The sequence below is a fragment of the Flavobacterium resistens genome, assembly GCF_900182645.1.
GTDB classification, from domain to species: domain Bacteria; phylum Bacteroidota; class Bacteroidia; order Flavobacteriales; family Flavobacteriaceae; genus Flavobacterium; species Flavobacterium resistens.
Genome location: NZ_FXTA01000001.1, coordinates 958,607 through 983,493 on the forward strand (window position 1 = coordinate 958,607; position 24,887 = coordinate 983,493).

At 33.2% G+C, this 24,887-nt stretch carries 18 protein-coding genes and 1 pseudogene; 7 read left to right on the forward strand and 12 right to left on the reverse strand.

Annotated elements, in window-relative coordinates:
* Positions 1 to 154 precede the first annotated feature (154 nt).
* Positions 155 to 2,077 carry a DUF294 nucleotidyltransferase-like domain-containing protein gene (locus FN795_RS04165; RefSeq protein ID WP_142449508.1) on the forward strand — a complete coding sequence of 641 codons (1,923 nt, stop codon included), beginning with the start codon at positions 155 to 157 and terminating at the stop codon, positions 2,075 to 2,077.
* Between the two features lie 2 nt (positions 2,078 to 2,079).
* The gene (locus tag FN795_RS04170) at positions 2,080 to 2,706 is read left to right on the forward strand and encodes a 3'-5' exonuclease (protein ID WP_142449509.1); all 627 of its coding nucleotides are present in this window, start codon (positions 2,080 to 2,082) and stop codon (positions 2,704 to 2,706) included.
* An 18-nt stretch (positions 2,707 to 2,724) separates the two neighbouring features.
* On the opposite strand, the gene FN795_RS04175 is transcribed toward FN795_RS04170, so the two are convergent.
* Positions 2,725 to 4,491 carry a type VI secretion system baseplate subunit TssF gene (locus tag FN795_RS04175; RefSeq protein WP_167498049.1) on the reverse strand — a complete coding sequence of 589 codons (1,767 nt, stop codon included), beginning with the start codon at positions 4,489 to 4,491 and terminating at the stop codon, positions 2,725 to 2,727.
* Here FN795_RS04175 and FN795_RS04180 point away from each other — a divergent pair.
* Positions 4,492 to 5,157, forward strand: a pseudogene (locus FN795_RS04180) (AAA family ATPase); the annotation flags it as partial.
* A 56-nt stretch (positions 5,158 to 5,213) separates the two neighbouring features.
* Here FN795_RS04180 and FN795_RS04185 read toward each other — a convergent pair.
* The 9 genes from FN795_RS04185 to ychF all read right to left on the reverse strand — a co-directional run bounded on the left by FN795_RS04185 (position 5,214) and on the right by ychF (position 16,621).
* Complete coding sequence (locus FN795_RS04185; protein ID WP_142449510.1) at positions 5,214 to 7,931, reverse strand: DNA gyrase/topoisomerase IV subunit A; 2,718 nt, start codon at positions 7,929 to 7,931, stop codon at positions 5,214 to 5,216.
* Between the two features lie 52 nt (positions 7,932 to 7,983).
* A complete protein-coding gene (locus FN795_RS04190; RefSeq protein WP_142449511.1) occupies positions 7,984 to 9,852 on the reverse strand; it encodes a DNA topoisomerase IV subunit B in 1,869 nt (622 codons plus the stop codon).
* 163 nt (positions 9,853 to 10,015) lie between these two features.
* Complete coding sequence (gene pncB / locus FN795_RS04195) at positions 10,016 to 11,191, reverse strand: nicotinate phosphoribosyltransferase (protein WP_142449512.1); 1,176 nt, start codon at positions 11,189 to 11,191, stop codon at positions 10,016 to 10,018.
* Positions 11,192 to 11,271: 80 nt separating this feature from the next.
* The gene (locus FN795_RS04200; RefSeq protein WP_142449513.1) at positions 11,272 to 12,252 is read right to left on the reverse strand and encodes a transglutaminase domain-containing protein; all 981 of its coding nucleotides are present in this window, start codon (positions 12,250 to 12,252) and stop codon (positions 11,272 to 11,274) included.
* Positions 12,253 to 12,777: an NADPH-dependent FMN reductase gene (locus FN795_RS04205; RefSeq protein ID WP_142449514.1), complete on the reverse strand. Its 525-nt coding sequence runs from the start codon at positions 12,775 to 12,777 to the stop codon at positions 12,253 to 12,255.
* A 21-nt stretch (positions 12,778 to 12,798) separates the two neighbouring features.
* Positions 12,799 to 13,716 (reverse strand): YihY/virulence factor BrkB family protein, encoded by a 918-nt coding sequence (locus FN795_RS04210; protein WP_142449515.1) that lies wholly within the window; start codon positions 13,714 to 13,716, stop codon positions 12,799 to 12,801.
* A 91-nt stretch (positions 13,717 to 13,807) separates the two neighbouring features.
* Positions 13,808 to 14,488, reverse strand: a complete 681-nt coding sequence (locus tag FN795_RS04215) for a hypothetical protein (RefSeq protein ID WP_142449516.1) — start codon at positions 14,486 to 14,488, stop codon at positions 13,808 to 13,810.
* A 7-nt stretch (positions 14,489 to 14,495) separates the two neighbouring features.
* Positions 14,496 to 15,173 carry a TIGR02117 family protein gene (locus FN795_RS04220; RefSeq protein ID WP_142449517.1) on the reverse strand — a complete coding sequence of 226 codons (678 nt, stop codon included), beginning with the start codon at positions 15,171 to 15,173 and terminating at the stop codon, positions 14,496 to 14,498.
* 353 nt (positions 15,174 to 15,526) lie between these two features.
* On the reverse strand, positions 15,527 to 16,621 hold the full coding sequence (ychF, locus tag FN795_RS04225; RefSeq protein ID WP_142449518.1) for a redox-regulated ATPase YchF: 1,095 nt from the start codon (positions 16,619 to 16,621) through the stop codon (positions 15,527 to 15,529).
* Positions 16,622 to 16,919: 298 nt separating this feature from the next.
* On the opposite strand from ychF, the gene FN795_RS04230 reads away from it, so the two are divergent.
* Positions 16,920 to 19,553 carry a TonB-dependent receptor gene (locus tag FN795_RS04230; RefSeq protein WP_142449519.1) on the forward strand — a complete coding sequence of 878 codons (2,634 nt, stop codon included), beginning with the start codon at positions 16,920 to 16,922 and terminating at the stop codon, positions 19,551 to 19,553.
* A gap of 170 nt (positions 19,554 to 19,723) precedes the next feature.
* Here the strand turns inward: FN795_RS04230 and FN795_RS04235 are convergent, their stop codons facing one another.
* On the reverse strand, positions 19,724 to 20,887 hold the full coding sequence (locus FN795_RS04235; RefSeq protein ID WP_142449520.1) for a peptidase associated/transthyretin-like domain-containing protein: 1,164 nt from the start codon (positions 20,885 to 20,887) through the stop codon (positions 19,724 to 19,726).
* 160 nt (positions 20,888 to 21,047) lie between these two features.
* Positions 21,048 to 21,398 (reverse strand): 4Fe-4S dicluster domain-containing protein, encoded by a 351-nt coding sequence (locus tag FN795_RS04240; protein WP_035648673.1) that lies wholly within the window; start codon positions 21,396 to 21,398, stop codon positions 21,048 to 21,050.
* A 136-nt stretch (positions 21,399 to 21,534) separates the two neighbouring features.
* Here FN795_RS04240 and FN795_RS04245 point away from each other — a divergent pair, with 136 nt between their 5' ends.
* From FN795_RS04245 to FN795_RS04255, 3 genes are all read left to right on the forward strand, one after another.
* Positions 21,535 to 22,599, forward strand: coding sequence for an acyl-CoA reductase (locus tag FN795_RS04245; protein WP_142449521.1), 1,065 nt, complete (start codon positions 21,535 to 21,537; stop codon positions 22,597 to 22,599).
* A gap of 93 nt (positions 22,600 to 22,692) precedes the next feature.
* On the forward strand, positions 22,693 to 23,763 hold the full coding sequence (serC, locus tag FN795_RS04250; protein ID WP_142449522.1) for a 3-phosphoserine/phosphohydroxythreonine transaminase: 1,071 nt from the start codon (positions 22,693 to 22,695) through the stop codon (positions 23,761 to 23,763).
* Positions 23,764 to 23,901: 138 nt separating this feature from the next.
* Positions 23,902 to 24,852: a D-2-hydroxyacid dehydrogenase gene (locus FN795_RS04255; RefSeq protein ID WP_111286641.1), complete on the forward strand. Its 951-nt coding sequence runs from the start codon at positions 23,902 to 23,904 to the stop codon at positions 24,850 to 24,852.
* Positions 24,853 to 24,887 lie beyond the last annotated feature (35 nt).

The following is a 24,887-nucleotide window of genomic DNA, read 5'->3' on the forward strand; positions in this document are numbered from 1 at the left end:
GCTCCTTTTAGGAGCTTTTTTTTTGTCACTTCATTATCGTACGAACAAAAAACCTTTGAACCTTTGTTCCTTTGTTTCTTTGCACCTCAAAAAATAAAAATGTTTCTTTTACATTTCTATTTTAAATAGTACATTAGAACCTAAATCTAGTAAAATGAAAAATACCATTTCGCAAAGAGTTGCCGACTTTTTAAAGAGCTTTCCGCCGTTTAATTTTCTTCATCAAATGGATCTAGAAAAATTATCGGAACAGATTTCTATTATTTATAAAGAAAAAGACGCGGTGATTTTTGCAGAAAATGATAAAACTCACGATTCATTTTATGTGGTTCACAAAGGAGCTATTGCTTTGAAAAAAAGCACTAAAAATACGGTTCTGGACATGTGCGATGAAGGCGACATTTTTGGATTACGTCCGCTTTTGGCACAGGAAAATTACATCATGGAAGCTGTGGCACATGAAGAAACAATTTTATATGCAATTCCGATTGCAGTTTTTAAACCTTACGCACTTGAAAACAGAAATGTTGGAAATTTCTTAATCGAAAGTTATGCTTCGAATACAAGAAATCCATATTCAGATATTCATAAAGATAAATTGTATGGCGATGATGATTTATTAAATGAAAACAGACATTCTAATAATGATTCATTTGATTTAACTCCTATAAAATATTCAAAAAAAATTGTGACCTGCAGTCCGTCAACAACGGTTAAGGAAGTTGCTAAGATTATGAATAAAAAGAAAGTCGGAGCCATTTTGATTGTTGATGAAATGCTTCCGATTGGTATTTTGACAGATAAAGATCTTCGAAACAAAATAGTTACTGGCGAATATTCTATTATGACAACCGCCGAAACCATAATGACAAAACCCGTTATTACGTATCCTAAAAAAATGACGGTTACAGAGGCGCAAATGGCAATGATGAAAAGTAATATCAGTCATTTATGTCTAACAAAAGATGGTACGGTCAATACAAAAGCTGTTGGGATTTTATCCAAACATGATGTAATGGTCGCGCTGGGAAATAATCCTGCCGTTTTAATAAAAGCATTAAAAAGAGCTAAAAAAACAAAGGAAATAAAACCAATTAGAAACCGCATCATGCAATTGCTTCAGGGATATTTAGACCAAAATATTCCGATGACTTTGATTTCAAAAATCATAACTGAATTGAATGAAGCCTGCACCACTCGTGTAATTGAGATTTGTTTAGAAAAAATGAGCAGTCCGCCGCCGGTAAAATTTGCCTGGCTTGCGTTGGGAAGTCAAGGTCGTGGAGAACAAATGCTTCACACCGATCAGGATAATGCAATTGTTTATGAAAATGTCTCAGAAGTTTTTAGAGATGAAACGAGAATTTATTTTTTGAAATTTGCCTCTCTAGTCAACAAAGGACTTTTTGATATCGGTTATGATTATTGTCCGGCCGATATGATGGCTTCAAGTCCAAAATGGTGCATGAGTCTTGATGAATGGAAAAACCAGGTACATCACTGGATTACAAATCCGGGGAAAAATGAAGTTTTGCTTTCATTCATTTTCTTTGATTATAGTAAAACTTATGGCGATTCAGAAATTGTAAATCAGTTATCAGATTCTATTTTTGAAGATGTAAAAGCCAATCCGATTTTTTACATGCATTTGGTGAGTGGAGCTTTGCAAAGCCCTTCTCCTACTGGATTCTTCAGGCAATTTTTGGTTGAACAAGATGGTGCCAATAAAGATAATTTTGATATTAAAAGAAGAGCTTTAATGCCTTTAACAGATGCTGCGCGTGTTTTGATTTTATCACATTCAATAAAAGGAATCAGTAACACTGCAGAACGTTTTGAAAAACTGGCTGAACTTGAACCTAATAACCGAGAATTGTATTTATCATGTTCTTATTCCTTTAAAGCGTTATTAAAATTTAGAACGAAACAAGGACTTCTACATCATGATTCTGGACAATTTATCGAATTAGAATCTTTAACTAAAATGGAAAAAATTAAGCTGAAACGTACTTTCAAAACTATTAAAGAACTTCAAGAGCTTATTTCGGTTCGTTTTAATATCTCAAATCTGGTCTAATTATGAGTTTATTTAATTTTTGGAAAAAAGAAGAAAATCTATTTGATGAAAATACTACGATTGAAGAAACAAGATTTGTAGTTTTAGATACTGAAACAACTGGTTTTGACTATGAAAATGATCGAATTTTATGCATTGGAGCACTAATTTTACAAAACGGAATTATATCTGTACAAAATAGTCTTGAAGTCTATATCGAACAAGACCATTATGATAAATCAACGGCTCAAATTCATGGTATTTTAAAAGCATTTGTAATTCAGCGTCCAACGGAATTAGAAGCTTTACAACAGTTTTTATCTTTTTTAGGCGATTCTGTTATTATTGCACATCATACTATTTTTGATGTTACAATGATTAATAAAGCGCTAGAAAGAAACGGTTTACCAGAACTAACCAACAAAAGATTAGATACAGCAATTTTATACAAAAAGACATTAATCAAATCTCATTTATTCGAAAGAAAAGATCATTATACTTTAGACGATCTTGCAGATAAATTTGATATTTCTAAAAAAGATCGTCACACGGCGTTGGGCGACGCGTATATTACAGCAATCGCTTTCCTGAAAATTGTAAAAAAACTGAAAGAGAAAAAAAAGATCAATTTGAATTATCTTTTTAAATAGAAAACGTTTTTCTCAATTTCAATTATCTATAAATAATCGATACGGAAATACATTTGATGATCTATTTTTCAAATTTCTCATGAAGCTATCACACAAATAATCCCATTCTGAATTAGATAAATGCTGCTTTTCTTCCGTATTTGTCCTAATATAAATGTCAACTGTTCGGCTGAAACCTGCTTTCATAGAGATTTCTTTGCGTGTTCCTTTTTCAATTTTAATATCTTCTATCGAATTTTTAAAATGATTAAATCCAAATGCTTTAATATCTGCAAAAGTTACAATTCGGCCTCTGGTTAATAATGCATTTCTGTAAGCCAGTATTCTATCTTTATTATTCTGTTTGTTTAAACCGCCAACGGTATTTGTCATTAAAGTAACCGTTTTTCCAATGAAAAATAAATCATCTTTAGATTCTAAAACAGTTCCAGCTTTTATATCATTTCCTTCTTCAGCACAAGTTGACCAATAAGTAATCGTAAATGATTTTCCTGCCGAATCTTCTGCTGTAGGCTTAATCATCAAGTAAGGATCATTATTTTTAGAAAAACTGCTTTCCTTTGCTTGTTGAGAAACCGATGCTAAAAGTTGGTTGATTTGCACCAGTGAACTGTTCATAAAGTCCTTTCCTAAGCCCGCAAATGAGGAACTTTCATCTTTCAAGAGATCTAATAAGTTCTGCAATAATTCCGAAGCACTTCGAGAATCAAATCTTGAAACTCCTCCAGTTCTCAACACCGCATTTCCTTCTTCAAGAATACCATCTTTAAATTCTTTTATCTCATAATGTTTATGTAATCCATCGACGACTGAATCAATATCCAGAAAAATATCATTTTTAGTATCTAAAGCAACATACGACAGAAAAGTATCAAGCGTCTTGATAAAAACATGCTTCTTTTTATTAATTGCAGGAAAACAATTTGCGGTAAAAGAAACGTTATCAATAATTTGCGGAGTCAATGATTCTAGAAATATCATTTTTAGCCAAATAATCGAATTACCGTCTTTATTAGCTGCATAGTCAAAATGTTTATATTCTGTGGTATATTCATTTATGTTTTTATATTTTAAAATTCCTTTTAAAGTATAAAAATTATCAAAGTAATATTCATTTACCTCCTGCATGATTTCGCTCAAATTAGCATAATTCCGATTGATAATACTCTCAATATCAATATTATTAAGAGATACATTATAACCTTCCTCTACTTTTATTTCTTTATCATCATGAAAACATTTCATTTGTTTTAAATAGTAATGAAACATTTCCTTCTGATGTGTATTTTTGATATCAATGTAAAACATCAAATCTTCCAATTCCAATACATCAGTATTGCTTAATTCTATTCCTAAAACAATCTCTCCAGATGGCAAAGTGTGATTGTAATTTCTAACCTCATCTTTATAAAAAAGATTCGATATTTGATATAAACTTCTCTCGTATGCAATATATTTAACTTCACAGGCGGATAACTTTACTTCCAAAGTTGGTGCAAGAGCAATCTCCTTTGTAATAGGCGCCAACGGATTGTAAATATTATGAATTCTCCTGTTTGTTAGCATTTGGTTTTGCAAAGAAACTTTTATATTATTTTCTATTGGCAAAGCATGCAAAATTGCTCTTGCTGGCTTTGCAGCTGAAGTAACTTCCGGAAACATAATTTCTAAAACTCTTTCGACTACACGTGTTTTTGAATCCTCGAGTTCGTGTGCTACTTTTTCGAGTTCATACGATAATGCATTCAGCATCATGGCCACAACTGGATCGAAGGAAGTTTCCATCTCTTAGGGGCGCCTCCTGGCTATGTCGGATATGAGCAGGGCAGCTTGCTAGTAAACAAGATCAGACAAAAGCCCTATTCAATTGTTTTATTTGATGAAATTGAAAAAGCACACCCTTCTATTTTTGATATTTTCTTGCAAATAATGGATGAAGGAAAACTTCATGACCGCTTAGGAAAAGAAGGCGATTTCTCAAACGCAATCATACTTTTTACCTCGAATATTGGTGCAGATCATATTGTTGATACTTTCAATAAGGGTGAAATTCCGACTTCAAATTCTTTAATGGAGATTATGGGAAATTATTTCAGGCCTGAATTTTTGGGACGTTTGACTGAAATAGTGCCTTTTGCTCCTATCAGTAAAGAAAATGCATTGAAGATCTTCGAGACCCATCTTAAAAAAGAGTTTACTGATTTATTGAAAAACATTAATATCCAAGTTGAAATTCCAATGGAAGTGAAACTTTATCTCGCCGAAAATGGTTATAATGCCAAATATGGAGCAAGACCCATTAAAAGTATTATTAGAACGCATTTACGAAGACCTCTCGCAAAAAAAATAATTTCTGGAGAAGTAAAAGACGGAGATATCATTTCTGTTAGTATTGAAAACAATGAAGTTAAATGGATTAAGGAAGAAATCATTTCAATCATTGAAAATTAATTCTCTAAATCACTTATACAAAAAACGCTAAGAAATTAATCTTAGCGTTTTCTATTTTAGTCTAAAACCAAACCTATTTGTCCGTCGTCATCTAGTTCTGTTTCCACAGGATCATCTTCTGATACTTCTGGTTTTTCAGGAATTTCTTCGACTGGCTCTTCATAAGGAAGCGGGTCTAACAAATTCACTTGTTTTAATTTATCAGTTGTTAATTGATTTCCTAAAGCTTTAAAACCTTTTACGGCTATAAAGTCTTCTACATCAATGTGAAGATCTTCTTTTTGAACACCTTTTACTTTCGCAAAAACCAATTGCGCAACAGGACGATAATCTGTAGATACAATTTCTAATTGCGAATTTGGATGATCTGTAATAAAGCTTTCTTCTTTTCCTTCATTTTCAACTAGGAAACGTTTTAAGAAATAACGCTCTTTTTCTCCATCGTAATAAATGGCTGAGATCGGTTTTTTAGGTTTCCATTTTTCCAAAACAATCATATCTTCCTCAAAGTGAGTCGATAATTCCGGAATAATAACTTTTAGCTTACCACTTTGGCTAATTACTAAGATTTTATCGCTTGGTTTAAATTCACCTAACAATTCACCTCTCGCATCAACATTTAAACGTTTTACAGTATCATCAAACCAAACTTTTCTTGGTAGTAAAGTTGAAATTCCTTTTTCTTTTAATTCGATTTTCTTGATTGGATATTTAGTAACCAAATTTCCTTTAGATGCACGACCTTTAATCGCTAATTTAGCGAAGTCAATATCAAATTTAAGCTTTTTAATAGTTCCAACCTGACGCAGTAAAATAGTTACAACCTCAGCTTCTCCATTTGGATTATGTGAAAAATAAACCACTTGAGAACCATTTGTTCCATTTGTTAAATCGTAAGCTTTATCACGTGTTACACCAGTAACATTAAAACGTTTTATATAAGATGGTCCCGATTTTCCATCACGATACATCATATTATAAATAGTACGTTTATCGTTTTTATCGAAAACGGCGGCGTGTATAATGTCTTTTCCAATAAAAGTTTTGGCATCAACTTTTGTAATCATCAATGTTCCGTCTCGTAAAAACACGATAACATCATCAATATCAGAACAATCGCCTACATATTCGTCTTTCTTTAAGCTCGTTCCGACAAAACCTTCTTCACGGTTTACGTAAAGTTTTGTGTTTCTTAAAACTACTTTTGTTGCTTCAACATTATCAAAAACACGAAGTTCTGTTTGACGTTCACGGCCTTTTCCGTATTTCTCTTTTAATTTTGTAAAATAAGCAATTGCAAAATCGGTTAAATGTTCCAGATTATGCTCTACTTCTTTCATTTCTTCTTCTAACCTTGAAATCAATTCATCGGCTTTATCAGAGTCGAAACGCGTAATACGAATCATTGGAATTTGAGTCAAACGCTGTAAATCATCGTCGGTAATTTCTCTGACGAATGATTTTTTGAAAGGCTCAAAACGATCGTATAAATATTTGTAAAGTGATTCTCTATCTCCGTATAATTTGAAATCAATATACATTTCTTCACGAATGAAGATTTTTTCTAATGTAGAGAAATGCCACTTATTTTTTAATTCTTCTAACTGAATTTCTAATTCCTGACGAAGCAAATCAACCGTTCTGTGCGTTGAAATTTTCAACATTTCAGAAACTCCAATGAACAATGGTTTATTGTCTTCGATAACACAACCTAAAGGCGCAACAGACGTCTCGCAGGCAGTAAAAGCAAATAAAGCATCAATTGTTTTATCTGGAGAAACGCCTGGAAAAAGATGAATTAAGATTTCAACATCAGCAGCGGTATTGTCTTCAATTTTCTTGATTTTGATTTTACCTTTTTCATTGGCTTTCAAAATACTATCAATTAAACTCGATGTATTGGTCGAAAACGGAATCTGCGTAATTACCAGTGTATTTTTGTCTAATTGTGAAATTTTAGCACGTACACGCACACGTCCGCCACGCAATCCGTCATTATAATTTGACACATCAGCAATACCTTGTGTCATAAAATCAGGATATAATGTAAAAGGTTTTCCTTTTAAAATCTTGATAGAAGCGTCAATTAATTCATTGAAGTTATGAGGCAAAACTTTTGTCGAAAGTCCAACTGCAATACCTTCTGCTCCTTGTGCCAAAAGCAATGGAAATTTTACCGGAAGATTGTTTGGTTCTGCACGACGGCCATCATACGAAACACCCCAATCTGTAATTTTTGGAGAATACAAAACCTCCAAAGCAAATTTAGATAAACGTGCCTCAATATAACGCGAAGCTGCAGCTCCATCACCCGTTAAGATATTTCCCCAGTTTCCCTGGCAGTCAATCAATAAATCTTTTTGACCAATCTGAACCATTGCATCACCAATACTCGCATCTCCGTGTGGGTGATACTGCATGGTGTGACCAACAACATTGGCAACTTTATTATAACGACCATCATCCAGCTCTTTTAAAGAGTGCATAATACGACGCTGAACTGGTTTAAATCCGTCCTCGATAGCAGGAACTGCACGTTCTAGAATTACATACGAAGCATAATCCAAAAACCAGTCTTTGTACATTCCCGTTACTTTGGTAATAACGTCCTCTCCTTCTTCTTCCTGATTTTCGTAAAAATGTGCTCCTTCGAAATGTTTTGCATCTAAATTTATAATCTCATCTGAATCATCTTGATTTTCATCAAATTGATTTTCATCTGAGTTATTCTCCTCGTCGTTTGGAATTATGTTATCGTCTTCTTCGTCTTTCATATATTTTGTTCAGTATAACTACTAAAAAATTCTTCTATAATTCTTTCAATTGTTAAGCTTCCTCAAGCTCATCAATCTCCACCTTCAAATTCTTGATAATAAACTCTTGTCTGTCCGGAGTATTTTTACCCATATAGAAAGATAGCAATTGCTCAATTGAAGTATGTTTATCCATCATAACCGGATCAAGGCGAATGGTATCTCCAATAAAGTTTTTAAACTCATCTGGAGAAATCTCTCCTAAACCTTTAAATCGGGTGATTTCTGGTTTTGGTTTTAGTTTTTCAATCGCGTCTTTTCTTTCATCTTCAGAATAACAATAAATCGTTTCTTTTTTGTTTCGAACCCTGAAAAGTGGCGTTTGCAAAATATACAAATGTCCTTCTTTGATTAACTCAGGGAAAAACTGTAAAAAGAAAGTGATTAAAAGCAAACGAATGTGCATTCCATCGACATCGGCATCGGTTGCGATTACGATGTTGTTGTAACGTAATTTTTCTAATCCATCTTCAATATCTAATGCCGCTTGAAGTAAGTTGAATTCTTCGTTTTCATACACAATTTTCTTGGTCATTCCGTATGAATTCAAAGGTTTACCACGCAAACTGAAAACCGCTTGAGTATTTACGTCTCGTGACTTTGTAATCGATCCGGAAGCCGAATCTCCCTCGGTAATAAAAAGCGTACTTTCTAAGTTTCTTGGGTTTTTGGTATCTGGAAGATGCGCACGGCAGTCTCTTAATTTTTTATTGTGAAGATTCGCTTTCTTAGCACGATCTGTTGCCAGTTTTCTAATTCCTGATAATTCCTTACGCTCGCGTTCTGCCTGAAGAATTTTACGTAATAAGGCTTCCGAAGTTGCTGGATTTTTATGCAGGTAATTATCTAATTTGGTCTTGATAAAATCGTTTACGAAAGTACGAACAGAAACCGCTGGCGTTCCATCATCTGAACCCATATCGGTAGAACCTAATTTTGTTTTGGTCTGAGACTCAAAAACTGGTTCCATTACTTTAATGCTAATCGCACTCACAATCGATTTACGAACATCTGATGCTTCGAAATTCTTATTGTAAAACTCACGGATTGTTTTTACAACGGCTTCACGATAGGCCGCTAAGTGCGTTCCTCCCTGCGTTGTATTCTGACCATTCACAAAAGAGTGATATTCTTCACTATATTGCGTTTTACTGTGTGTTAACGCAACCTCGATATCATGGTCTTTTAAATGAATAATTGGATATTCTAAATCTTCTTCGCTAATTGTTTCTTCTAATAAATCACGAAGTCCGTTCTCAGAATAATATTTTTCTCCGTTGAAAATAATAGTCAAACCATTGTTCAAATAACAATAGTTTTTGACCATTTTGATTACATATTCTAAACGGAATTTATAGTTTTTGAAAATCGTTTCATCTGGCGTAAAAGTTACTTTTGTTCCTTTGCGTTTTGTTGTATCAACAATATCTTCTTCTAAAACCAAATTTCCGGCAGAAAACTCTGCTCCTTTCTGTTTGTCATCACGAACCGATTCTACACGGAAATAATTCGAAAGTGCATTTACCGCTTTTGTTCCGACACCGTTCAAACCAACTGATTTCTGGAAAGCTTTAGAATCGTACTTTCCACCTGTATTCATTTTCGAAACTACATCAACAACTTTCCCTAACGGAATTCCACGTCCGTAATCACGAACAGAAACCGTTTTATCTTTGATAGTCACTTCAATAGTTTTTCCGGAGCCCATTACGAACTCGTCGATACAGTTATCTAAAACCTCTTTTAAAAGAATATAAATACCATCATCTGGAGAAGAACCATCTCCCAATTTTCCGATGTACATTCCCGGACGCATACGGATATGTTCTTTCCAGTCGAGTGATCGGATATTATCTTCGGTATATTGATTTTGCTCTAGCATAAGGTGAATTGGATTTTTGGCTAATGTACCATTTATCGGCAAAAAATGAAAGCGTATTTTTTCTTTTGTTACGAATAATAACAGTTTTTCAATCTATTTAAATTGATTTTAAAAAAATACAACCGTTAAAAATATAAAAAAGAAGCGATGAAACAAAAAAATACTATTTGATTCCAAGCACTTCTTTTGCTAGCGCAATCATTTCAGGCGTTCCCGTGTTTTTATTTTTTTCGTCAGAAAGTTTTACAACACCTTGCCAATGTGTATTATCAGGTTTTGTATCGGTTAATTTTATCACCATATTCATGGCAGGAAGACCAACATCATTTGTGAAATTTGTTCCAATTCCGAAAGACATTTTGATTTTATCATGACAGAAATCAACTATCATTTTTACTTTATCGTAATTTAAAGAATCTGAAAAAACAATCGCTTTCGATTTTGGATCGATTCCCATTTTTGTATAATGCGAAATCACTTTTTGGGCAAATTCTATCGGGTCACCGCTATCATGACGAACCCCGTCAAAAAGTTTGGAATATTTTTTATCAAATTGATTGAAGAATACTTCTGTAGTATAAGTATCTGTAAGGGCAATTCCGAGATCTCCTCCGTACACTTGTGTCCAGTGTTCGAGACTTATCAAATTGGCCATTTTAAAGCCATATTGCGCCGCATGAAACATAAACCATTCGTGCGCGTGCGTGCCCAAAGGTCTTCTATTATTAACCATTGCAAAATGCACATTGCTTGTTCCAATAAAGCTTTGTCCGCCATTTTCCTGTAAAGTTTCATTGACTAAAACATGTACATCATAAGAATGACGGCGTCTTGTTCCAAATTCTAAAATAGAAACACCTAATTTATTATAATTATCAATTTTATCTTTAGTGAGCTTTTTAATCGCTTCGTCATTTAGTCGAATTAAATGATTTGATTTATAAAAAAGTTCCGAAATCAAAGCCATTAACGGTACTTCCCATAAAATAGTTCTGTACCAAAAACCTTCAACAGTAACTTTTATTTCTGAGCCTTCCTGACTGATTTGAACTTCAGATGGATCGTAACTATAGCCTTGCAGAAAATCTAAATAAGTTGGATCGAGATAAGGACAATAATGCGACAGATAATTTTTTTCTTCTTTTGTTAAACGAAGATCAGCCATTTCATCTACAGACTTTCTAAGTAAATCTGCGAAGCCATCAGGAAAAACATGTTTCCCACGATTTATAAATCCATAACGAACTTTTGCCTTCGGAAAAAGCCTAATTACGGCATGCTGCATCGTAAATTTATAGAAATCATTGTCTAAGATCGACTTCAAAAAAGTTGTTTCCATGGCATATTAGTTCAAATCTTGAATTGCTAAGATACGCCAATTCAATAAAAGAAGAAAATCCCAACAAGGAACATATTTAATTATTTGGAAATAATTTTAAAAGATACAATGCTGTTTGTGTCTACAAAAATGGTAATGTATTCGCCTACATTAGTATCATAAAGAATCTGAAATTCTAAACCTCCACGTTTTTCCTTCGCATTTTGAATTTTTACAGGCTGGTTTCTTTTATTCAAATAAAAAACCTGATTTGATTTTGAGACATTTTTAATCTCAAAAGTAATTTTATCACCTCTCTTGGCTTCTATTATTCCAGAATCCGGAGTTTTGATTCGATAATCGTTTTCTATGGTTTTATTATAAATCAATGGCCCATTCAAAAAATCATCTTTACTTAATCCATCTCCTAAAAAAGTTCCTGAATCGGGAAAATGTTTCGCAAAGAAATAATCAGGATCTGTATCAAAGTAAATTGGAGAAAAATCATTTACCATTCGGCCTTTACTGCTGTCATAATAACCCTGTCCCCAAGTAACATCAACCAAACGCCATTTTTTATCAATTAAAACCATATTCCATGCATGGTTTGAAGAAGTTGTTTTACGGCCAATATCTCTTACGGAAATTTTAGAATCTCCGCGAATAATTTCACATTTTATCCCCATTAATGAAGCCAAATGCTGATATAAAGCTGTAAAACCTTCACAAACCGCTTTTTTAGAAGTAAAAGTTTTTTGAATCAGATTATCATTAATCTGTTTTATTTTTCGTTGCTTTTCTGCTTCAGAAGAATAACTGAAACCTTGTGTTCTCGGTGGATTCAAAAAAGCGTTGAAATCATATTTTATATTGAAAGCTATCCAGCTATAAATTGCTCGTGCACGATCATAATCAGATGAAAAATCTCCTTCAATTTTATCAGCTAACTTCTCGGTACTGGCAAAGCTTTTTGGATACTTTGCAACAATTTTATCCACTTCAGTATTTTTTTGTGCAAAAGTAGAATTCAGTAAAATAACATTTAGAAAAAGGAAAATAAAAGCAATCTTTTTTGGTGGCATTTAGAAATTTGATTTAATAATGTTTTTCAGTTCATTATCTAACTCAACATTAGATATTTTATTTTCCTGTAAATCAAAATTCGAGCCAAATGCTGGTAATGAGAAACTTCCTTTAATTTCTGCGCCATAACGAGGAAAAAGATTTTGGGCAATTCCTAAAACAGAACTTCCACCTCTTCCTCCTGGAGAAGTTGCCAACAATAACATTGGTTTATGCTGAAAAACATCTTTTTCGATTCGGGAACTCCAATCAAAAACATTTTTGAAAGCAACTGAATAATTTCCATTATTTTCTGCCATTGAAACAACCAAAATATCAGCTTCTTTGAGTTTGTTTAAAAATGCTTGCGCGACTTTGTGTTGTCCTACTTCTTTTTCAAGATCAACACTAAAAACCGGCATTGCAAAATCATTCAAATCTAAAACTTCAACATCTGCATTATCAAATAAACTTGATGCGTAGGTTGCCAAACGTTTATTGATTGACTGTGTACTGTTGCTTCCTCCAAAGGCTATTATTTTCATATCGTGGTATTTTTGTTTTTTTTAGACACTTTCGATTTCAAAAATCTCTTTTTGTATTTCTACGGAATAGTCATTTGGTGAAATACTTCCGCCAAAAGCTTTTGCGTAAACTTTTGTAAATTCTGCTCCAAAATACAAAATAATAGCCGAATAATACACCCAGACCAATATTATAATTACAGAACCTGCCGCACCATAAACACTTGCAATTGTTGAATTCCCTAAATAAAGTCCGATTGCAAATTTACCAATCATAAACAAAATTGCCGTGCATGAAGCGCCAATAAAAGCGTCTTTCCATTTGATAATTCCGTCAGGTAAAGTTCGGAATATAATCGCGAAAAGCAATGTAATGCTTGCAAAAACGATTACTAAATTAATGACATAAAACAGATAAACAGTACTATCTGGTAAATACATTTTCAAACGCTCGTTCATCACATCAAGCGTGGCATTTACCATTAAACTAACGAGCATTAAAAATCCAACTGTAACAATCATTGAAAACGACATGATACGATTTTGAATGAATTTTTTCAACCCTTTATTGGGCTTTGCTCTTAATCCCCAAATGTAATTTATTGAACTCTGAATTTCTGCAAAAACTCCTGAAGCCCCAACTAATAGCATGATAACTCCAAAAACAGTTACAAAAACATTACTGTCTGATAATTGAACATTCTTGATTGCCTCCTGAATCTGTACTGCAGCATTATTTCCTACCAATCTATTTATCTGGCCGTATAATTGACCTGTGACTGCCTCTTCCCCAAAAAAGACGCCACAAATAGTAATGATAATTATTAATAAAGGAGGCAAAGCAAAAATGGTGTAATAGGATAACGCCGCACTTAATTTTATGGCATTATCATCATTGAATTCGAAAAATGTGGTTTTTAATAAATACCAAGATTTTGAAAATATATTTTGATTTTTCATTTGCTTATTTTTTGATATTCTCTCAAATTTACGCAATCTTGAAAAATTTTAAATTCTTGATTTTTAACCGAATTTTATATTTTTACCATGTTTATTTAGATACCTTTTTATATTCCTGATCGTATCCTAAATGTTTAATTTTGAATATCTTTTTAAATTCGCTTCTTGCTGGTTTCATTAAATAAGAAATAGAATCAAGCTTTTTTGCTTTTATTTTAGTTACAGAATCAAGCTTTTTCAAGTCTTTTAGATCATAAATATTTTTAAATTTGAGTATATTTTTATCAAGCGAAACAAATCGAATTTTCCAAAATATTGAATCTTTTCTGCTCAAAATTAATTGTCCGTCAATGCGCTTTGCTTTTTGATAAAGAGAAAACCTAAATAGCGTATCGATATTTTTTTGAACTAACTCTATCGAATCTCCTTTTGGAAACATGTCATAGCAATATTTTGTATCCTTTACCATTAATTTGCCATCAACAATATCACAATCAGCTTTTAGTGAATCTAATTTAAGCTTATGAATTTTGAATTTATAAAAGTATTCTTCAAGAATTCTATCTTCATCAATTCTGATAAAAGTCGAATCGTTATTGACATATAATCCTCTAAATTTATTCGGAAAATGATCCAACTCAGCATCATTATCAGGTTGCGGATTTTCAAAATAAAAAACGGCACAACCTTCTACGCATTCTGCTGCTGCATCTGCTTTTTTACAGGAAATGCTGAGTGCTATTATCACTAAAATTAAAACTATCTTTTTCATAGCAGAATTATTTATAATGACAAAAAATCCCTTTATCATAAACTGTCCACAAACTCGCCTTTTGATTGGCGGCTTTTAGCGCACTATTTGCCCAAGTATTGCAGGTATTAAAAAGGCTGTAACTTCCTTTTGCTTCATAAAAAGCATCTTTTTTTCCGTAGCTATGACCTTCAATCCATTGTGGATGAATTGGATCTGTGAAACTGTTAGAAATATAATTGACTAAATTTTGATAATTTTCTTTTGAAACCAGAATCCGTTTGCAGTCGTCGCCTTCTCTCAATTGTTTAAAAAATGTTGTATGCATAGCTGATGAGCTAACACCAAAAGCAGCTTTGAATGCTGTACTTGCTTTTAAATCTGACCACTCTGGAGTTTCCAAATAAAAGCCTTTGTCGCCCCAACCAAAAGCAATATAATTCATTAAAGAATCTTTAGATTGAGTTTGGCTGAATTGAATTTGATTTCGCCAGTCTTTAATTTCATTTTTAATGGGAACTACAATGTCAGTGTGAACTCCATTTGAAAGAATGTAAATTGGAATAGCATCTTGTTCATCAACTTGAGCAATATCTGAATTCACTGTGATTCTGGAAATAATCAAAACAGATGAAATGTACAAAGCAAGGAAAGTGAAAAATCCGAAGAGTATCCAGCCTAGAAATTTGAAAGATTTTTTTAACATTTTGATTGGTTGATTTTAGATTAGTAATTGGTTGATTTTTCTGTAACCAATTTTTAAGCCAAAAATTTTCACTTCCTGAAATTGCACACCTATTTTACAGATTCGCTTTCGTGAAAGCGCAGATTTAAACGGATTTTTTTCTATTTTTTATCACCCTGAGCGAAGTCGAAGGGCACACAAGTAGCTCCACAATCTAAATCTCCAATCTTTGCGCGGGCTTCGATTTCGCTCAGCCTGACGATCTAGAACTTAAGTATTAGACATAAAAAAAACTGCTGAATCTCTCCAGCAGTTTTAGTTTTTATTCTTTATTCTTTGTTCTTTACTCTTTATTCTTTATTCTAAAAAAAAGATTAAACGTTAAAACGGAAATGCATTACATCACCATCTTTCACAATATATTCTTTTCCTTCTACTTTGAATTTTCCAGCTTCTTTTGCTTTTGCCTCAGAACCATATTGAACGTAATCTTCGTATGAAATAACTTCTGCACGAATGAAACCTTTCTCGAAATCAGTGTGGATAACTCCTGCTGCCTGAGGCGCTGTAGCTCCAATGTTGATTGTCCAGGCACGAACCTCTTTTACACCAGCCGTAAAGTAAGTCTGTTGTTTCAATAATTTGTAAGCTGCACGAATTAAAACTGATGCTCCCGGCTCAGTTAATCCCATATCTTCTAGGAAAACCTGACGCTCTTCGTAACTTTCTAATTCTGTAATATCAGCCTCTGCTCCTACTGAAAGAATAATTACTTCAGCATCTTCATCTTTAACTAACTCGCGAACTTGATCAACATATTTATTTCCGTTTACAGCTGAACCTTCGTCAACATTACAAACGTATAAAACTGGTTTTGCAGTAATCAATTGGAAACCTTCCATTAAAACTTCTTCGTCGTTAGTTTGAGGAATGATTGTTCTTGCTGATTTTGCCTGCAACAAAGCTTCTCTAATTCTGTTTAGTAAAGCTTCTTCAGTTTGAGCCTCTTTATTTCCTGTTTTTGCAGCACGTTTTACTTTTTCTAAACGTTTTTCGATTGTTTCTAAATCTTTCAACTGCAATTCGATATCGATCGTTTCTTTGTCACGAATTGGGTTTACGTTCCCGTCAACGTGAACGATATTATCATTGTCAAAACAACGTAAAACGTGAATAATAGCATTACACTCTCTAATGTTTCCTAAAAACTGATTTCCAAGACCTTCACCTTTACTTGCACCTTTTACCAAACCAGCGATATCAACGATATCAACAGTTGCCATTTGTACACGCTCTGGTTTTACCAACTCTTCTAATTTGTTGATTCTTGGATCTGGAACGTTTACAACACCAATATTAGGTTCGATTGTACAAAACGGAAAGTTTGCACTCTGCGCTTTTGCATTAGATAAACAATTAAATAATGTTGATTTTCCAACATTTGGTAATCCTACAATTCCTGCTTTCATCTGTTTGTTTCTATATTATTTATTCGACCTTTTATGCTTCGGCCTAAAACATTAAATATTGTGTTTTAATGTTTTGTAATTTAAATGTTCTTTTATTGATTTCTGCCAAAATGATATTTTTCGGCTTTAAAATTTTGCAAATATAAGATTTAATAGCTCTTGCACGAAGTAAAAATGTTCAATAATATAATTTTAAGGCTAATCTTGAAAATTTTTAAACATTTAATTAAATTTTTGTTAAAAAATACTACTTTTATAAACTAAACCAATGAAAAACAAACCAAAAAACCAAACTAAGATGAAAAAAATTATTTTATTATTATTTCTACTGAATACGGCGTTTCTTTTTGCGCAAAAAGAAGTCTCAGGTGTTGTGAAAGATAAATCGGGCGCACCATTACCAGGTGTAAATGTTGTAGAAAAAGGAACAACTAATGGCGTTTCAACTGATTTTGAAGGCGGCTATATCATTAAAGTAAAAGAAGGCGCAACCTTGCTTTTTACTTATGTTGGTTATACAACTGTTGAAAGACCGGCTTTAAGCGGAAAAATTGACGTTACACTAGACGAAAGCGGCGGGCAAGTTTTAAGCGATGTAGTGGTTGTAGGTTCCAGAAGCACTAAAAGAACCGTTGTAAATTCGGCTGTACCTATTGATGTAATCAATGTAAAAGATGTTACAACTCAAAGTGGTAAAATCGAAATTAATCAACTATTACAATATGTTGCTCCATCTTTCAATGCCAACAAACAATCCGGTTCTGATGGAGCTGACCACGTTGATCCGGCTTCTTTAAGAGGTATGGGACCTGACCAGACTTTAGTTTTGATCAATGGAAAAAGAAGACATCAATCTTCTCTTATCAATTTATTTGGAACTCGTGGCCGCGGAAATACAGGAACCGATTTAAATGCAATTCCAGCTTCTTCAATCAAACGAATTGAGATTTTGAGAGATGGTGCAGCCGCACAATACGGTTCTGATGCGATTGCTGGGGTTATCAATATTATTACGAATGATAATGTAAAAGAATTAACCGGTTCTGTTACTTATGGCTTTTTTAACACGAATGCAAAAGGAGATTTCCTACCGGGAACACCAAATACTGATGGTTTCAGACTGGATCGAAAAGGTTTTGGAAACTCGTATGGAAAAGACAAATCTTTTGACGGAGAATCGTTAAAAATTGCAGCAAATTATGGAATTTCGGTAGGAAGCAAAGGTGGTTATGCCAACTTTACCGGAGAATTTATTAATAAAGACAAAACATTAAGACCTGCGTACGATTTCAGAAAAGGTTTTGGTGATGCACAAATTAGAGGTTTAAATTTCTTTGGAAATTTTTCTCTTCCATTGTCTGACAAAACTGAACTTTATGCTTTTGGTGGTACTAACTTTAGAGATACTGATGCATACGCTTTTACAAGAAATGACGGAGAAAGAGTTGTAGAAGAAATTTATCCTGGCGGTTACACTCCAAGAATCACCTCGCATATTACCGATAATTCATTAGCTGCAGGAATTAGAACAACAACTGGAGGCGGATGGAAATTTGACTTAAGTAATACTTTTGGAAAAAATAAATTTGAATACGATATTAAAGGGACTTTAAACGCTTCACTTGAAGCAAAATCTCCAACAGAATTTGATGCTGGCGGACATAGTTTGCTTCAAAATACAACCAATTTTGATATTTCTAAAAACTATGATGATATCATGGATGGTTTTAATATTGCTTTTGGAACAGAATTCAGAGTAGAGAAATTTGAAATTTTTGCTGGTGAAGAAGGTTCTTATTCTACTTACGATACAAATGGAAAACCAATTACTGATCCAACAACTCAAAGTGCACCGATTGACCCAATTTCTGGAAATCCGAGACCTGGAAGTTCACAAGGTTTTCCTGGATACAGTCCTGCAAATGAAGTAAATGAAAGTCGTACCAATTTCTCTTTATACACTGATGCCGAATTAGATGTGACCAAAGCTTTTATGGTAAGTGGCGCTGTACGTTTTGAAAATTATAGTGATTTTGGAAGTACCGTAAACGGAAAATTAGCATCCAGACTTAAAATTAATGACCATATCAACTTAAGAGGTTCTGTAAGTACAGGTTTCCGCGCACCTTCATTGGCTCAAATTTATTATAATTTACGTTTTACCAACTTTAATGCGAGCGGTGCTACAGAAGTTCTTTTAGCGCCAAATGACAGCCCGGTTACAAAAGCTTTCGGAATTGAAAAATTAAATGAAGAAAAAGCAGTTAATGCCTCTTTAGGTTTTACGGCAACTTATGGCGATTTCACGGCAACTGTTGATGGATATTATATTAAAGTAAAAGACCGTATTGTCCTTACTGGATATTTTGATGCAAGTTCACTGAATCTTGGTGTTTCTGAAGCGCAGTTTTTTGCTAATGGTGTAGATACAAGTACACACGGTTTAGATTTGGTTTTTTCTTGGAAAAAAACGTATGATTTCGGAAATATCGGAGCAACTTTAGTTGGAAATATTAACGATATGAAAATTGATAATGTAAAAAATGGTTCTCTTGATGCTGATACTTTCTTTGGAAATCGTGAGAAAGCCTTTTTATTGGCTTCTGCTCCAGACAGCAAATTTGGTTTAAATCTTACTTACGCTAAAAATAAATTTGACGGAGGTTTAGCATTTACGCGTTTCAGCAAAGTAGTTTTAGTTGATTATGCTGATGAAGAAGACGTTTACAACCCAAGATTAGTAACCGATTTGACTTTAGGATACCGAATTTCTAAAAATTTAAAAGTAAGTATTGGAAGCAATAACTTGTTCAACGTTTACCCAACTAAACAAGATGAACAAGGCAATACAGAAGCCGGAGGTTACTGGGATGCAGTTCAAATGGGATTCAGCGGAGCTTATTACTACGCAAGACTTGGGTTTAATTTCTAATGGAACTTATCTCTAGATATGTCATCCTGAGCGAAGTCGAAGGACACACGAATAGCTCCACAATATAAATTGCGAATCTTTTCCGGGCTTAGACTTCACTCAGCCTGAAATTATAAAACAAAAAATCCTGAACAATCGTTCAGGATTTTTTTTATGCTTAAATACTAAAATTAAAGTTTAAATTCTAATGAATCTACTATAGCTTTTTCTTCATCAGTAGGAGTAAATCCGGATATTTCCCAATAATTGGTCATAACTTTATTCTTTTTATTGAAAAGTGATTTTTCTTTGAAAACATCGCTTTCCTTATAAGTGAAATTTTGTCGGTTAAAAAAAGTTGTAACAAAGTTATTTCGCACCTGAATATTTTTAATGAGATCTTTTAAAATAAGATCATAAGCAATTTCTTCATTTGAACTCAACAAATAATAATTTTCCCCGTCGATTCTATAATTAACTTTAACAATTGATCTGGTCACATTTTTTGATCCCACTTTTGTTTGTTCTTCAACCTGAAGCAAGTTTTGCGGCGTAATTATAATACTAAATTCAACAATTAGTTTTTTTACAGGATCATAAATAACTTCAAAAGTATCTAATGCTTTTTTTGATTTATCCCGAGGCGTGATTGCCATTATGTAATAATTTTTATTATTTGGATGACCCCGCGTAATAAAATCATATTCTTTTCTGGTTTTAGAATCTAAAAGAGGATCAAAATATTTCAAATTACAATAATTTTCCATGATATCATTCAGATTATAACCTTTTAAATCTTCACTGACATCGGTATCAAGAAGTCCGTAAGAACGGTTTTGCTCGACTAATAATGTTGTAGTTGATTTTTTCTGATTTGCCGTAAATTGAAAATTTACTAATCCGTCATTATAATATGAATATTTATTGTTAAGCATAAAAAACTCTCTTACAAATACTTTTAATCTGTAAGATGAAGATAGTTTTTGTCGTGAATTGACAACAATTTTTTGGAGGATTTTTTGCGGATTTTCTTTAGAGACTACAATTTCGTCTAATTTAGTATTGTTGCTTTTAAGATAAACCACAAACATATCTGGTTTCAAAGGTCCCCAACGAAGTGTTATTTTTTCATAATCGGTTTGAGTAACTTCTAGACTTGAAGACCCGCTTAGCATAAAAGTCACCTTGCCGTCGGCATTACTTAGTAATGTCTGCTTTGTTTTCATGATAAAAACGGTAGCATTTTCGATAGGTAATTGTGTCTCAATATCTTTAACAACAATTGAATACTCTGCATTTTGTGCAAAGGCGGCAAAATTAAATAATACAATAAATAAAAGTACCAGTCTCCTCATAGGCTGTTTTTAGAATATTATCATCAAATTAACAAAATAAATCATTAAGTTACAGTATTTTATGCAATAAAAAATAAAAATATGCGAAAAATAAGATAAAAAAAATCCTGAGTACAATACTCAGGATTTTCAAAATATCTAAATTTAAATATTCTGAATATTATTCGCCATGTAAAAACGCTTGTCTATTCAACAAAGTTTCTTCATCTTCTACGTGATTATCATCTGGTACACAGCAATCAACAGGACATACAGCAGCACATTGAGGTTCATCATGGAAACCCTTACACTCTGTACATTTTCCAGGAACGATATAATAGATTTCATCAGAAATTGGAGTTTGTGCATCTTCAGCGTCAACCTCAGTTCCGTCAGGTAAAACTACTTTTCCTTTAAGGCTTGTTCCGTCTTTATATCTCCAATCATCTGCTCCTTCATATATTGCTGTATTTGGGCATTCTGGTTCGCAAGCCCCACAATTAATGCATTCGTCAGTTATAATAATTGCCATCTTTTTCTTGATTACGTGTTAAAAGTTATAGGTTTTACGTTAAAAATGCCAAACATTTTAATCGGCTTTGCCTTATAACTTAATATAGCTTATTTTTGTGCAAAATTACAATCAAAACAATTCATAAGCAAACATTATGACATTAGAAACAAAAAAAAGTGTTTTTGTTGAATTAGGAAAATTTTTAGGTCAGTTCTCTGAAAAGGAATCTGTGAAAAAATCTGACGTTTTATATAACGACATTTTTTTTGATGATTTTGAAAATCTGATTCATTTATCACAATCTCATAATGGCTGGTACACACCTGAACAGGTTTATTTTGCTCTAAATTCCTGGGCAGAAGCTTTGACTGCAGAAAACATTGACAAATGGCTTTCAGCTTATTCTATCGATTCTGCTCAAAGTGAAAAAACAGTCGCTTTGATTTTGGCCGGAAATATTCCATTAGTTGGGTTTCATGATTTTTTATCTGTTTTAATTACTGGAAATAAAGCTTTGGTTAAAACTTCTTCAAACGATCAGCATTTGCTTCCTTTTTTAGCAAAATATCTAATTGCTGTCGATGAAAATTTAAAAGATAAAATCACTTTCGTTGAAGGAAAACTGGAAAACTTTGATGCTGTAATCGCAACCGGAAGCAACAATACGGCTCGCTATTTTGAATATTACTTTAAGGATAAACCTTCTATTATCAGAAAAAATAGAAATTCGGTTGCTGTTTTGAACGGAAAAGAATCTAAAGAAGAATTAGAAAATTTAGGTGAAGATATTTTCAGATATTTCGGATTAGGATGCCGAAATGTCTCCAAACTTTTTGTTCCAAAAGGATATTCGTTTGATGGATTTTTTGAAGCCATGTTCAAATATCAGGATGTTATTCATTATGAAAAATATGCTAATAATTATGATTATAATAAAGCAGTATTTTTAATGAGTAATTTCAAATTATTAGATAACGGATTTTTGACTATTAAAGAAGATTCGAGTTATGCCTCTCCTATTTCGAGCGTTTTCTATGAATTCTATGAAAATATTGAAGATTTACAGTCGCGTCTTGAAACTGATTCTGAACAAATTCAGTGTATCGTTAGCAACGATTTAATCGAAAATAGTATCACATTCGGGGAAACTCAAAAACCGCAATTGTGGGATTACGCAGATAACGTTGATACTATAACGTTTTTGTTAACAACAAAGTAAAAATATGTTTAATTATTTCGAATAATTTATCGCTTTTTCGTCTCCTATTGCCGAAATTTGCGTCTTTAAAATTTTCGACTATTAACAACAACCATGAAAAAACACAACTACAGCGCAGGACCAAGTATTTTACCTCAGGAAGTTTTTGAGAAAGCATCAAAAGCAATTTTAAATTTTAATGATTCAGGATTATCTATCCTTGAAATTTCGCACCGAAGTAAAGATTTCGTTGCTGTTATGGATGAAGCTCGTTCCCTTGCTTTAGAATTATTAGGACTACAAGGAAAAGGATACCAAGCTTTATTTTTACAAGGCGGTGCAAGTACTGCATTCTTAATGGCTCCTTATAACTTGATGAAAGAAGACGGAAAAGCAGCTTATTTAGATTCAGGTACGTGGGCAACTGCGGCTATTAAAGAAGCTAAGCTTTTTGGAGAGATTGTTATTGTAGGATCTTCAAAAGAAGACAATTATACTCATATTCCAAAAGGTTACGAAATTCCTGGTGATGCTGATTATTTTCACTGTACAAGTAATAATACCATTTTTGGAACTCAAATGCACGAATTCCCTTCAACGTCTATTCCGGTAGTTTGCGATATGAGTTCGGATATTTTTTCACGTCAGTTGGATTTCTCTAAATTTGATTTGATTTATGCTGGAGCTCAAAAAAATATGGGACCTGCAGGAACGACTTTAGTTGTAATCAAAGAAGAAATTTTAGAGAAAAACGGAAGAACAATTCCGAGTATGTTAGATTACGCTAAACATATCAAAGCAGAAAGTATGTACAATACTCCTCCTGTATTTTCAGTTTACGTTTCTTTATTAACATTACAATGGATTAAAGAAAAAGGCGGAATTGCTGCTGTTGAAAAATTAAACAACGCAAAAGCAGATTTACTTTACGCTGAAATCGACAGAAACCCACTTTTCAAAGGGGCTGCAAATATTGAAGACCGTTCTAAAATGAACGTAACTTTCTTATTGAACAATCCGGAACATACTGAAACTTTTGATGCTTTATGGAAAGCTGCAGGAATTTCAGGATTGCCAGGACACCGTTCTGTTGGTGGTTACAGAGCTTCTATCTACAACGCTATGCCAATTGAAAGCGTTCAGGTTTTGGTTGATGTAATGAAAGCATTAGAATCTAAAGTTTAATCTTTTTTTCGGTTAATCGTTAATTTGTTTAACTGTTTAATCGTAAAAGTGGTTCTTTAAAATATCAAAAAAGAAAAATCAAATAGCTGGTTATCGATTAAACATTAAACGATTTACCAAATAAACAATAAACACACAATGAAAGTATTAGCAAATGACGGAATTTCTAAAAGCGGAATTCTAGCCTTAGAAAAAGGTGGATTTGAAGTTATAACTACAAAAGTAGCTCAAGAACAAGTAGCTAACTATATTAATGAAAATAATGTTGACGTAATTTTAGTTCGTAGCGCAACTAAAGTTCGTAAAGATATTATCGACGCTTGTCCTGGAATCAAAATCATCGGTCGTGGTGGTGTTGGAATGGATAACATCGATGTGGATTATGCTAAAAGCAAAGGAATCCATGTAATCAATACTCCTGCTTCATCTTCAGAATCTGTTGCTGAATTGGTATTCGGTCACTTATTTTCTGGTGTTCGTTTCTTGCATGATTCAAACAGAAACATGCCTTTAGAAGGAGATTCAAACTTTGACGGTTTGAAAAAAGCGTACGCTAACGGAACTGAATTAAGAGGAAAAACTTTAGGTATTGTTGGTATTGGTCGTATCGGACAAGCTACTGCAAAAATGGCTCTTGGTTTAGGAATGAAAGTTATCGCTGCAGATAGTTTTATTCCTGAAGTAGATGTAAAAGTTGAGTTTTTTGACGGACAATCTATCACAACTAAAATAGTTTCTCAATCATTAGAGTCTTTATTCAAAGAAGCTGATTTCATTACATTACACGTTCCTGCTCAGGATGGTTACATCATTGGAGAAAAAGAATTTGAAATCTTAAAAGATGGTGTTGGAATCGTAAACTGTGCTCGTGGTGGTGTTATTGATGAAGTAGCTTTAGTAAAAGCTTTAGATTCAGGAAAAGTTGCTTTTGCAGGTTTAGACGTTTTTGAAAGCGAACCAAAACCAGAAATGGCAATCTTAATGCATTCTAAAATCTCATTGACTCCACACATTGGAGCTGCAACAGGAGAAGCACAAGACAGAATTGGTACTGAATTAGCATCACAAATTATTACTTTGTTAAGCTAGTAATTAAAAAATAGATTATCTTTAAAGGGATTTAC

Excerpts from the sequence above, each read along its gene's own strand:
- FN795_RS04185 (WP_142449510.1), bottom strand. The coding sequence starts at position 7,931 with ATGAAAGACGAAGAAGACGATAACATAATTCCAAACGACGAGGAGAAT.
- ychF (WP_142449518.1), bottom strand. The coding sequence starts at position 16,621 with ATGAAAGCAGGAATTGTAGGATTACCAAATGTTGGAAAATCAACATTA.
- FN795_RS04190 (WP_142449511.1), bottom strand. The coding sequence starts at position 9,852 with ATGCTAGAGCAAAATCAATATACCGAAGATAATATCCGATCACTCGAC.
- serC (WP_142449522.1), top strand. The coding sequence starts at position 22,693 with ATGAAAAAACACAACTACAGCGCAGGACCAAGTATTTTACCTCAGGAA.
- FN795_RS04235 (WP_142449520.1), bottom strand. The coding sequence starts at position 20,887 with ATGAGGAGACTGGTACTTTTATTTATTGTATTATTTAATTTTGCCGCC.
- FN795_RS04255 (WP_111286641.1), top strand. The coding sequence starts at position 23,902 with ATGAAAGTATTAGCAAATGACGGAATTTCTAAAAGCGGAATTCTAGCC.
- FN795_RS04205 (WP_142449514.1), bottom strand. The coding sequence starts at position 12,777 with ATGAAAATAATAGCCTTTGGAGGAAGCAACAGTACACAGTCAATCAAT.
- pncB (WP_142449512.1), bottom strand. The coding sequence starts at position 11,191 with ATGGAAACAACTTTTTTGAAGTCGATCTTAGACAATGATTTCTATAAA.
- FN795_RS04210 (WP_142449515.1), bottom strand. The coding sequence starts at position 13,716 with ATGAAAAATCAAAATATATTTTCAAAATCTTGGTATTTATTAAAAACC.
- FN795_RS04170 (WP_142449509.1), top strand. The coding sequence starts at position 2,080 with ATGAGTTTATTTAATTTTTGGAAAAAAGAAGAAAATCTATTTGATGAA.
- FN795_RS04215 (WP_142449516.1), bottom strand. The coding sequence starts at position 14,488 with ATGAAAAAGATAGTTTTAATTTTAGTGATAATAGCACTCAGCATTTCC.
- FN795_RS04245 (WP_142449521.1), top strand. The coding sequence starts at position 21,535 with ATGACATTAGAAACAAAAAAAAGTGTTTTTGTTGAATTAGGAAAATTT.
- FN795_RS04175 (WP_167498049.1), bottom strand. The coding sequence starts at position 4,491 with ATGGAAACTTCCTTCGATCCAGTTGTGGCCATGATGCTGAATGCATTA.
- FN795_RS04240 (WP_035648673.1), bottom strand. The coding sequence starts at position 21,398 with ATGGCAATTATTATAACTGACGAATGCATTAATTGTGGGGCTTGCGAA.
- FN795_RS04165 (WP_142449508.1), top strand. The coding sequence starts at position 155 with ATGAAAAATACCATTTCGCAAAGAGTTGCCGACTTTTTAAAGAGCTTT.
- FN795_RS04230 (WP_142449519.1), top strand. The coding sequence starts at position 16,920 with ATGAAAAAAATTATTTTATTATTATTTCTACTGAATACGGCGTTTCTT.
- FN795_RS04200 (WP_142449513.1), bottom strand. The coding sequence starts at position 12,252 with ATGCCACCAAAAAAGATTGCTTTTATTTTCCTTTTTCTAAATGTTATT.
- FN795_RS04220 (WP_142449517.1), bottom strand. The coding sequence starts at position 15,173 with ATGTTAAAAAAATCTTTCAAATTTCTAGGCTGGATACTCTTCGGATTT.